The sequence below is a fragment of the Methylobacillus draconifructus genome, from assembly GCF_045984355.1.
In the GTDB taxonomy this organism is placed as follows: domain Bacteria; phylum Pseudomonadota; class Gammaproteobacteria; order Burkholderiales; family Methylophilaceae; genus Methylobacillus; species Methylobacillus flagellatus_A.
Genome location: NZ_JBJQII010000006.1, coordinates 210536 through 221129 on the forward strand (window position 1 = coordinate 210536; position 10594 = coordinate 221129).

A 10594-nucleotide genomic window follows, 5' to 3' on the forward strand; every position below is an offset into this window, starting at 1 on the left:
ACTTGCATGAGCTTTCGCACCGCCGAACCCGCATTGAAAGATGTCCTCGATGGAATCGCATCGGGGCAGATCCAGCTTCCTGACTTCCAACGCGGCTGGGTGTGGGATGACAACCATATTCGGTCGTTGATCGCGAGCCTCTCGCTGTCCTACCCGATCGGCGCGGTCATGTTTCTGGAAGCAGGTGGGGTACCGTTCAAGCCCCGACTGTTTGCCGGCGTCAACCTGCAGCCTGCGCCTGCTCCAAAGACCCTCGTACTTGATGGCCAGCAACGCCTGACCTCCATGTACTTGGCGCTGCGCAGCGGCCAGCCCGTGCCGACGCGCACGGAGAAAGGCGCGAGCATTCGCCGCCTGTATTTCCTTGACATGGCCCAATGCTTGGACGAATCGGCAGACCGCGAAGAAGCTGTTCTCTCGGTGCCGGAGACGCTGCAGGTCACCTCTGACTTTGGCCGCAAGGTCGAGCTGGACGTCAGTACGCCTGAATTGCAGTTTGCCCAGCGCTTGTTTCCAGTTGCCCTTCTGTTTGATGCCGAAGGCTACATGACCTGGAAGATGGGATTCGCGCAGCACCACGCACAGAACCCTGAGGCGGCCATGTTCTTGATGCGCTTTGATCAAGCCATCTGGCTGCGATTCCAACAGTTCAAGGTGCCCGCCATCGAACTGACCCAGGACACGCCACGCGAAGCCGTGTGCCAAGTCTTCGAGAAGGTCAATACCGGCGGCGTCACGCTGACGGTGTTTGAGTTGATGACCGCCACCTTCGCAGCGGATGAATTCAACCTGCGCGATGACTGGGATGCGCGGCAGGAGCGACTGACCGCCAAGCACGATGTGCTCACGGCGGTGGATGGCACCAGCTTTCTCACCGCAGTCACGCTGCTGGCCAGCTATCGGCGGCACAAAGCGCTTGGCACATCCGTCAGTTGCAAGCGTGCCGACGTGCTGAAGTTGCCGCTGGCGGACTTCAAGGCGCTGGAATCCGATTTGGAGAAAGGCTTCAAGCGGGCTGCCGAGTTGCTGGCAGAGGAAAAAATCTTCGATGATCGAAGCCTGCCGTATGCCACGCAGCTTGTCCCGTTGTCTGCCATCTGCGCGCACCTGGCAGACCGCACGACGCAACATGGCGTCAAGCAAAAGCTGCTGCGCTGGTACTGGAGTGGTGTGCTCGGCGAACTGTATGGCGGTGCCAATGAAACTCGCTTCGGCATGGACATTCAGGATGTGGTTGCATGGGTCGAAGGCGGCGGCGAACCGCGCACGGTCCGCGATGCCAACTTCGCACCGACAAGGCTGCTCTCCCTGCAAAGCCGCCTCGCTGCGGCCTACAAAGGGCTGGCCGCCTTGCTCATGAAGCACGGCGGCCGTGATTTCGCCAGCGGCACGCCCATTGATCTCAATACCTACTTCAACAACGCCATCGACATCCACCACGTCTTTCCCCGCGCCTGGTGCGAAAAGCAGAAGCTGCCCAAGGAAAAGTGGAACAGCGTGGTCAACAAGGCTCCGCTGGCGGCAGGCACCAACCGCTTCATCAGTGGAGATGCCCCCAGCGTCTACCTCGCCCGTATCCAGAAGGCCAAGCAGGTTGCCCCCGACAGTCTCGATGAGTTCCTGACTTCGCATGTGATTCCGGTACAGGCACTTCGCTCGGACGACTTTGATACTTTCATCCGCCAACGCGCTGCTGCGCTGTTGAAGCTCATCGAACAGGCCATGGGCAAAGCCATTGCCGGACGCGACAGCGAAGAAACCATCAAGGCCTTTGGCGCGGAACTGTCGTCATGAACCGGACGGATGTCGTTCCCGCACTGTGTCTTCCCGACAGCGCACGGGTGGATCAGCGCGTCCCCAAGAAGCTGTTGCTGGAGAACGGTGCGCCCACGGCATCCGACAAGCGCCTAATCACGGACGCCATTGAAGAAATCCAGTGGCTTGCCGCACTCAAGCCCAACACCATTGGCGTACCCAGCTACCGGGACGCGCAGCGTGAATACCTGGAAGTCGCCGTGCTTGGCTTGACCCTGCGTGGCACCGTCAAGCCCGCCAGTCTCGCTCGCCTTGCCGAATTGGTGCATCGGGCCGTGCCGTATCCCGTGTTGCTGCTTGTGCAAGGCCAGGCACTGACCCTCTCGCTGGCGCACAAACGCTGGGCGCAGAACGAGGCAGGTAAGGTCGTGCTCGACGGCGACCCAGTGTTGGCCTCGCTGCCCCACGCAACCGAAGATGCCGCCGCAGTGGAAGACGCAATAGCCCCCGAAATCGAGCGCGCCTTCGTGCAGTCCCTGTCGATTGCACGCCAACCCCAGACCACGCTGCATGCCCTTTATCAGGGTTGGATGGAGCGCGTGTGGGCCTGGCAGGCGGCACGGCTGACGGGAACCTACCAGGCTGACACAACCCCGGAACAAGCGGCTGCCCGCTGGCAGGCGCTGGCTGATTGTGAGCGGCTGGAGAACGAGATCGGCCGCCTGCGAGCGCAAGCCGCCAAGGAAAAACAACTGGCGCGCCAGGTGGAACTGAACCTGACGCTCAAGCGCATCCAGGCCGAACTGGCCGCTGCGCGCCTGAAACTCTGAAATAGCCAGCTTTGAAGATTGAACGAATGACGGAGAAAACCATGGAAAAACTCACGGCAGCCAGCCCCGAAGCCCAGTCCGCCGACTTGGTGGCGGCAAATATCGAACAGCTCAAGGCCCTGTTCCCGGAATTGATTACCGAAGGCGCGGACGGCGTGGCGGTGAATGTGGACGTGCTCAAGGCGCTGGTGGGTGATGCCAGCGTGACGGATGCCGACGAGAAGTACGGCCTGAACTGGCATGGCAAGCGTCGCGCCCGCCAACTGGCGCTGACGCCCAGCACCGGCACCCTGCGCCCATGCCCGGAAGACAGTGTGGACTGGGATACCACCCGGAACCTGATGATCGAGGGCGACAACCTCGAAGTGCTGAAGCTGCTGCAAAAGAGCTATGCCGGGAAGGTCAAGCTGATTTACATCGATCCACCGTACAACACTGGCAAGGATTTTGTGTACCCGGATAATTTCCAGGACAACATCAAGAACTATCTGGAATTGACCGGGCAAGTGGAAGGCGGGCAGAAGATCAGCAGCAATACGGAGTCCAGCGGGCGCTTTCATACGGACTGGCTGAATATGATGTATCCGAGGCTCAAGCTGGCAAGAAATCTGTTACGAGAGGATGGCGCGCTGTTTCTAACCTTAGATGATACTGAAGTGGCGAATATGCGCCGCATCGGTGATGAGGTATTCGGAGAGGAAAACTTCTTAGCTAATGTTGTCTGGCAGAAGAAGTATGCGGTTGCAAACGATGATCCGGGAATCGGAGTAATGCATGACCATGTGCTCGTCTATCGTAAATCAGACGCGTTTGTTCGAGGCCTACTCCCACGCACAGACGAGCAGAATGCCCGTTATTCGAATCCAGATAATGACCCGCGTGGCGAATGGGCATCCGACAATTACGTTAGCAATAAGTCAAAAGACGAAAGGCCAACGCTGTGGTACGCAATCCGGCACCCACTCACTGGCGAGGACGTGTGGCCTGAGGAGCACGCGGTATGGCGATACTCGCAGGAGAAACATTTGGAAATCGAGCGTGAGGGCCGACTTTACTGGGGACCAAACCAGTCTTACCGAAAGCCCCGCCTCAAGCGATATCTCAAGGAAGTGCAGCAGGGAATCGTCCCTCCAACATGGTGGACCTTTGAGGATTGCGGGCACAACGATGAGGCGCAAAAGGAGACATCGGCATTGCTCGGCCAAAAGGTTTTCTCTACTCCAAAGCCGCTGCGCTTGGTGCAGAGAATGCTGACGATTGCAGCCCCAAAAGATGCGATTGTTCTGGATTTCTTTGCGGGATCGGGGGCTACCGCTCATGCAACGCTGAAGGCAAATGCGGAGGACCAGGGCAGTCGTAGGTACATAGTCGTTCAGTTGCCAGAGCCACTATCAGCAGATAACAACGATCAGAAGAGCGCCGCTTTGTTTTGCGATCAGCTCGGCAAGCCTCGCAACATCGCTGAGCTCACCAAAGAACGCCTGCGTCGTGCTGGGGTCAAAGTCAAAGCCGACAACGCACTTTTCGTCGGCGACACCGGTTTCCGCGTCTTCAAGCTCGACACCTCTAATATCCGCGCCTGGAATCCCAAATCACACGATCTGGAAGCCACACTATTCGACCATCAGGATCACCTACTTGAAGGCCGCAGCGAGGCTGATGTGCTCTATGAACTGCTGCTCAAACTCGGCCTTGACCTGTGCGTACCCATCGAAAAGCGCCGCATCGAAGGGCTGGATGTGCATGCCGTGGGCGGCGGCGTGCTGCTGGCTTGCCTGGCCGAAAAGATCACCCGTGAGCAGGTAGAGCCACTCGCCCAGGGCATCATCGCCTGGCACAAGGTACTGGCACCCGCTGGCCCGGCTGGAAGAGAAAGCACCTGCGTGTTCCGCGATAGTGCATTCCAAACCGCCACAGGTGAAGCCGATGACGTGGCCAAAACCAACCTTGCCGCCATTCTGGAACAGCATGGTATCCAGAACGTGCGCAGTTTGTGAGGTGAATGATGCAGCCGTATATCCCTGATACGTTACCACTCACCGAGTTGGACTACCGCCTGCTCTTGCCATTGGTGGGGCAGGCCAATGCGGCGCTGGCACGCTATGACGGCTTGCTGGCCGGCATTCCCAATCCGGCGGTGATGCTTTCGCCGCTGACCACGCAAGAAGCGGTGCTGTCTTCCAAGATTGAAGGGACGCAGGCCACGGTGGACGAAGTGCTGGAGCAAGAAGCGGGTTTGCTCAAAGAGGGCGAAAAATACAAAGACATTCAAGAGATTTCCAACTACCGGAAAGCTTTGTTTGCAGCTCGCCAGTATTTGGAGGCTTACCCGATCCGTCTGGGGTTTGTGCGCGAGTTGCACCGCATTCTTATGGATAGCGTACGCGGACAGGATAAGACGCCGGGGGAGTTTCGCCGCGACCAGAACTGGATCGGGCGACAGGGTTGCACGATTGAGCAGGCAACGTTCGTACCGCCGAACCCCTTGCAGTTGCCCGATTATTTGCAGGCGTGGGAACAGTATCTGGATAGCGACGATGTGGATTTTCTGCTCCAAACTGCCGTGGTGCATGCGCATTTTGAATTGTTGCATCCCTTCAAGGACGGCAATGGGCGTATTGGCCGCATCTTGATTCCGCTGTTCTTGTACCAGAAGCGGGCACTGTCGCAGCCGATGTTTTACTTGTCCGAGTATCTGGAGAATCACCGCGAAGAGTATTACCAGCGGCTCAAGGGGATTTCGGCAGACAAGGATTGGAATGGCTGGATCGCCTTCTTTTTACGGGCTACGATTGAACAGGCGGCACAGAATATTCGGCGCGTCGAAACCATTAAAACCTTGTACGACGAGATGAAGGTGGCTATTCAGGAAGCTACGCGCTCCCAGTATTCGGTGCACTTGCTGGATGCCATTTTTAGCAAACCGATTTTCCGCCTTTCTGATTTGGCTGGGCAACTGACGGCGGACTTTGGGATTCACGAAAAAACCGCTCCTGCGTTGCTACGGCAATTGCGCGATGCGGGCATTTTGCGAGAGCTGCAGGCCGGCAGCGGCCGCCGCGCCGCCACGCTGTGCTTCCCGCGCCTCATCAACCTCGCCGAAGGCAAGGAGGTCCTATGACGGAGATTTTGCGTAGCGGCTCGACGTCACAAACCTCCTTGTGGAGTCTGGATTTAGTTTTGGACTCCGCAATCCTGTTTGTGTCAGTTGCAGACTCCACAAGCCTCTTTGTGGAGTCTATTTTTAATATTGGACTCCGCAAGACTGCTAGCGTCGGTTGCAGACTCCACAAAAATGGGGGAAGCGTATGAAACTCCACTTCGAGCCCAACCTCGACTACCAGATGCAGGCCATAGAGGCCGTGTGCGATCTGTTCCGTGGTCAGGAGGTATGCCGCACCGAGTTCACGGTGACCATGAAACTGCCTGATGAAGTGCAGATGTCACTGGGCGTGGCGCAGTCCGACCTTGGCGTTGGCAACCGCTTGACGTTGCTCGACGACGAGCTGCTCAAGAACCTGTCAGACATCCAGTTGCGCGGTGGCCTACCGCCTTCCGGCTCGCTGACTTCGGGCGACTTCACCGTGGAAATGGAGACCGGCACCGGCAAGACCTATGTGTACCTGCGCTCGATTTTCGAGCTGAACAAGCGCTATGGCTTTACCAAGTTCGTGATCGTGGTGCCGTCGGTAGCGATCAAGGAAGGCGTTTACAAAACCCTGCAGATCACCGAGGAGCACTTCAAGGGGCTCTACGCGGGCGTGCCTTTCGATTACTTCCTTTACGACTCGGCCAAGCCTGGGCCGGTGCGCAACTTCGCCACCAGCGCCAACATCCAGATCATGGTGGTGACAGTGGGTGCCATCAACAAGAAGGATGTGAACAACCTCTACAAAGAGAGCGAGAAGACCGGCGGCGAGAAGCCCATCGACCTGATCAAGGCAACCCGGCCGATCATCATCGTGGATGAGCCGCAAAGCGTGGACGGCGGCCTGGAAGGCCGTGGCAAGGAAGCACTTGACGCCATGAACCCGCTCTGCACGCTGCGCTACTCCGCTACCCATGTGGACAAGCACCACATGGTGTTCCGCCTGGATGCCGTGGATGCCTATGAGCGCAAGCTGGTCAAACAGATCGAAGTGGCATCGGCCACGGTAGAGGATGCGCACAACAAGCCTTTCGTGCGCCTGGTGAAGGTGGAAAACAAGCGCGGCCGCATCAGCGCCAAGGTCGAGCTGGATAAACAAGCCGCCACTGGCGTGCAGCGGGTGGAGGTGACGGTCAGCGATGGCGACGACCTTCAGCAGAGCGCCGATGGCCGCGCGATCTACGCCGATTTTCGGGTGGGCGAGATCAATACGGCCAAGGGCGAAGAGTTCATGGAACTGCGCTACCCCGGCGGCGAAGTGTTCTTGCAGCCTGGCCAAGCTCACGGTGATGTGGATGCGCTGGCCGTGCAACGCGAGATGATCCGCCGCACGATCAAGGAACACCTGGACAAGGAAAAGCACCTGCGTCCATTGGGGATCAAGGTGTTGAGCCTGTTCTTCATCGACACGGTGGACAAATACCGTCAGTACGATGCGGACGGCCAGCCGGTCAAGGGCGTGTATGCGCAGATGTTCGAAGAGGAATATCGCCGTGCCGCCAAGTTGCCGGCCTACCAGAGCTTGTTTGCCGAGATCGACCTGGCGTCTGCCGCTGAGGAGGTGCACAACGGCTATTTCTCCATCGACAAGAAGGGCGGCTGGACCGACACCGCCGAGAACAATGCGGGTAACCGGGAGAACGCCGAGCGGGCCTACAACCTGATCATGAAGGAGAAGGAGAAGCTGCTGTCCTTCAGCACGCCGCTGAAGTTCATCTTCTCCCACTCCGCGCTCAAGGAAGGCTGGGACAACCCCAACGTGTTCCAGATTTGCACCTTGCGCGACATTCAGACCGAGCGCGAGCGTCGCCAGACCATTGGCCGCGGCCTGCGCTTGTGCGTCAACCAGGATGGCGAGCGGGTACGCGGCTTCGAGGTCAACACCCTGACTGTGGTGGCCACGGAAAACTATGAACAGTTTGCCGAGAACCTGCAGAAGGAAATCGAGAAAGACACAGGCATCCGCTTTGGCATCGTGGAGCAGCACCAATTTGCCGCCATTGGCGTGACCGGCGCTGATGGGCATGCCGCACCGCTGGGCATGGAGCAATCAAAGGCACTGTGGGAGCACTTGAAAGCTGCAGGCCATATCGATGCCAAGGGCAAGGTGCAGGATTCACTGAAAACGGCGCTGAAGAACGGCACCTTGGAGCTGCCAGCCGAGTTTGATGCACAGAAAGCCCAGATTGCCGAAGTGCTGCGCAAGGTATCGGGCCGGCTCGACATCAAGAATGCCGATGAGCGCAGGCAAGTGCCGCTGCGCAAGGGCAAAGATGGCAAGGCAGTTTATCTGAGCGACGAATTCAAGGCGCTGTGGGACCGCATCAAGCACCAGACAACGTACCGCGTGCAGTTCGATAACGCCAAGCTGGTGACGGATTGCATCGCAGCGTTGCAAAAGGCCCCGGTGATTGCCAAGGCACGGCTGCAATGGCGCAAGGCCGACATCTCTATCGGCAAGGCAGGTGTCGCCGCGACAGAGAAAGCGGGCGCGGCGACCGTGGTGCTGGACGAGGCGGATATCGAGCTGCCGGATTTGCTGACCGATCTGCAGGACCGCACCCAGCTCACCCGGCGCACCATCGTCAGTATCCTGACGGGAAGCGGTCGCCTAGACGACTTCAAACGCAATCCCCAGCAGTTCATTGAATTGGCTGCCGAGACCATCAACCGCTGCAAGCGCCTGGCCCTGGTCGATGGCATCAAGTACCAGAAGCTCGGCGACCAGCATGTCTATGCGCAGGAATTGTTCGAGCAGGAAGAGCTCACCGGCTATCTCAAGAACATGCTGCTGGATACCCAGAAGTCGATCTACGAGCACGTGGTGTACGACTCGACCACCGAGCGGGACTTCGCCCATGGGCTGGAGAAGAACGACGCCATCAAGCTCTACGCCAAGCTGCCAGGCTGGTTCAAAGTGCCCACGCCGCTGGGCACCTACAACCCCGACTGGGCCGTGTTGGTGGAAGAGGACGGCAGCCAGCACCTGTACTTTGTGGTGGAAACCAAAAGCAGCCTGTTTACCGACGACCTGCGCGACAAGGAAAGCGCCAAGATAGAATGCGGCAAGGTGCATTTTACTGCGCTGGGGGTTGGTGAGAACCCAGCCCGATATGTGGTGGCGCGCTCGGTTAGTGATCTTTTGACCGAGATTCAGTAGAAGTAGATGCAAGCTTGTGCGTAATGCTTTAATGACCTACGACAAATCTTTCTGGTAATCTTGGGTTGTCGTAGAGTCTCTAGCCTTAGAATGTTTAACCAATGCTTGGTTTGCATCTAAGTGCCCTAGACAGTTCACGTATTAATGGTCTTAGTCTTCCTTTGTTGGAGTTTTTTGCTGAAGCTGCCTTACCTTTAGGTGTTTTTGGACCGGTGCTTTTTTTCCAAGGTTGCCATTGCCGAATCCGTTCTGCTTGCTTTGCTCGACGTTCTGGTGTCCATCCGTTTGCCATGATCATTCTCCAATAGTTCGTTTGGCGATTTATTTTTTTCTTGTGTGCGTGAGGAAGATTTAGGTGATTGATTATTCACTTGAACCTGATTACCGATGTTGGCTTGGCGAACAAATGCGACTTGTTTGGGAGTTTTAATCGCTGAGAGCGTTTCCAAGGTTGCACGTGATTGATTTTGAGCACGGAATGCAAGCTTCATATATTGATCCAATCTGTCTAAATCCTTAGTTGATAAAGCTAGACTGGCTAGTTTTGCGAAAATACCATCCAGCGTATGCGCTTGAGCCACCAACATGCTTTCTGCGCGTGTCATATCTCCATTGTGGACAGCAGATGATTGACGCAACAGCTCATCAATCATTTCGTTAATCTGTGATGCTTCAGTTTTATTACAAATTGTTAGTACTACTGCACTAAGGCACTCTGGTGATGTAGAAACTTGTATGCTTGAGTTGTTGCTCGCTGTTGGCTGCTTTTGCTGCATTCCATGCTCTCGTGTCATTTTTCAGCCCTTATTAACTCATCAATGTAGATTGGGTTGTTGATCATAGAAGTTGTAATCCTTTAGCCATTCGGCATTAGGTTGTTCTTCGGGCTTAGTGTAATAAGAATGTAATCTACCCTTAGCCCCGCGCTTCCTGATTACTGTATTACCGTAGTTATTTTCTCCCGTAGCTGAATGCTGCTGAATTGCCCGCGAATGCTGGCTTTCAGGTAAATCCTTGTTTGGCATTGTTGTGTGGCAATTGTCTGGCATTTGTTTGGGGGATGTTTGCGTTTTGTTCGCTAAACCCACTGCCTCACGAATACTAGATGCTGATATACATAATGGTTTTAAAGAATCAGACTTGATGCGCTCATTATTGAGCTTTGCAATAAAGAGTCTTCCCTTAAGATTGCCCATATAGTCATGAAATGATCCAAGGCGGCTAGGAGCTTTCAATCCTGCACTGCCCCAGAATTTATAGAAGGAGCATCTCTTTGTTACTCGAAATTGATTGTGAGGTAGTGGTGTGCCAGCTTTGTGAGACTTTGAGTTTCTAGCACGAGTAAGAATTACATTAAAAATCGTGTATGGAGAACCTTGACTTTTTATTGCGTCAAATTGAAGTGTGAGGCCTGCGAACTTTTGATTGCCATACCTCCCCGTAGTGAAGCTTTGGTATGAATATGCCTCAATATCCATGACATCTAAGATTGATCGGATAATAGCGTCTTTATGTTTTGCTAACCAAGATGTGGGAACAGGTTTGTTGCTTGCTGGATAAATAGCAAGTTTTCCGTTTGAATCGCCCCCACTTTCCTAGACAGCTCAAGAGCCTCAAACTATGGAAGTTGAGGAGACATCATGAGCAAGCAACAACGTTACACCGAAGAATTCAAACAGGCCGCCGTCAAGCAAGTCACTG

At 55.8% G+C, this 10594-nt stretch carries 7 protein-coding genes; 5 read left to right on the forward strand and 2 right to left on the reverse strand.

The genetic code is table 11. The features are described from left to right. The first annotated feature begins 6 nt into the window (after positions 1-6). The 5 genes from ACJSDX_RS13750 to ACJSDX_RS13770 all read left to right on the forward strand — a co-directional run bounded on the left by ACJSDX_RS13750 (position 7) and on the right by ACJSDX_RS13770 (position 8893). Positions 7-1794, forward strand: coding sequence for a GmrSD restriction endonuclease domain-containing protein (locus tag ACJSDX_RS13750; RefSeq protein WP_407995172.1), 1788 nt, complete (start codon positions 7-9; stop codon positions 1792-1794). Continuing rightward, on the forward strand, positions 1791-2585 hold the full coding sequence (locus ACJSDX_RS13755; RefSeq protein ID WP_407995173.1) for a DUF4391 domain-containing protein: 795 nt from the start codon (positions 1791-1793) through the stop codon (positions 2583-2585). Before ACJSDX_RS13750 ends, ACJSDX_RS13755 begins: the two co-directional genes overlap by 4 nt. Positions 2586-2626: 41 nt before the next feature. Further along, positions 2627-4582, forward strand: coding sequence for a site-specific DNA-methyltransferase (locus ACJSDX_RS13760; protein WP_407995174.1), 1956 nt, complete (start codon positions 2627-2629; stop codon positions 4580-4582). 5 nt (positions 4583-4587) lie between these two features. Then, complete coding sequence (locus ACJSDX_RS13765) at positions 4588-5706, forward strand: Fic family protein (protein WP_407995175.1); 1119 nt, start codon at positions 4588-4590, stop codon at positions 5704-5706. A 187-nt stretch (positions 5707-5893) separates the two neighbouring features. Continuing rightward, positions 5894-8893 carry a type III restriction-modification system endonuclease gene (locus tag ACJSDX_RS13770; protein WP_407995176.1) on the forward strand — a complete coding sequence of 1000 codons (3000 nt, stop codon included), beginning with the start codon at positions 5894-5896 and terminating at the stop codon, positions 8891-8893. A gap of 194 nt (positions 8894-9087) precedes the next feature. On the opposite strand, the gene ACJSDX_RS13775 is transcribed toward ACJSDX_RS13770, so the two are convergent. Then, on the reverse strand, positions 9088-9669 hold the full coding sequence (locus ACJSDX_RS13775; RefSeq protein ID WP_407995177.1) for a hypothetical protein: 582 nt from the start codon (positions 9667-9669) through the stop codon (positions 9088-9090). 39 nt (positions 9670-9708) lie between these two features. Beyond that, entirely contained in the window at positions 9709-10371 is a 663-nt protein-coding gene (locus ACJSDX_RS13780) for a hypothetical protein (RefSeq protein WP_407995178.1), read from the reverse strand. Positions 10372-10594: the final 223 nt, after the last annotated feature.

Coding starts and splice junctions, on each gene's coding strand:
- ACJSDX_RS13750 (WP_407995172.1), top strand. CDS start 7: ATGAGCTTTCGCACCGCCGAACCCGCATTGAAAGATGTCCTCGATGGA.
- ACJSDX_RS13755 (WP_407995173.1), top strand. CDS start 1,791: ATGAACCGGACGGATGTCGTTCCCGCACTGTGTCTTCCCGACAGCGCA.
- ACJSDX_RS13760 (WP_407995174.1), top strand. CDS start 2,627: ATGGAAAAACTCACGGCAGCCAGCCCCGAAGCCCAGTCCGCCGACTTG.
- ACJSDX_RS13765 (WP_407995175.1), top strand. CDS start 4,588: ATGATGCAGCCGTATATCCCTGATACGTTACCACTCACCGAGTTGGAC.
- ACJSDX_RS13770 (WP_407995176.1), top strand. CDS start 5,894: ATGAAACTCCACTTCGAGCCCAACCTCGACTACCAGATGCAGGCCATA.
- ACJSDX_RS13775 (WP_407995177.1), bottom strand. CDS start 9,669: ATGCAGCAAAAGCAGCCAACAGCGAGCAACAACTCAAGCATACAAGTT.
- ACJSDX_RS13780 (WP_407995178.1), bottom strand. CDS start 10,371: ATGGATATTGAGGCATATTCATACCAAAGCTTCACTACGGGGAGGTAT.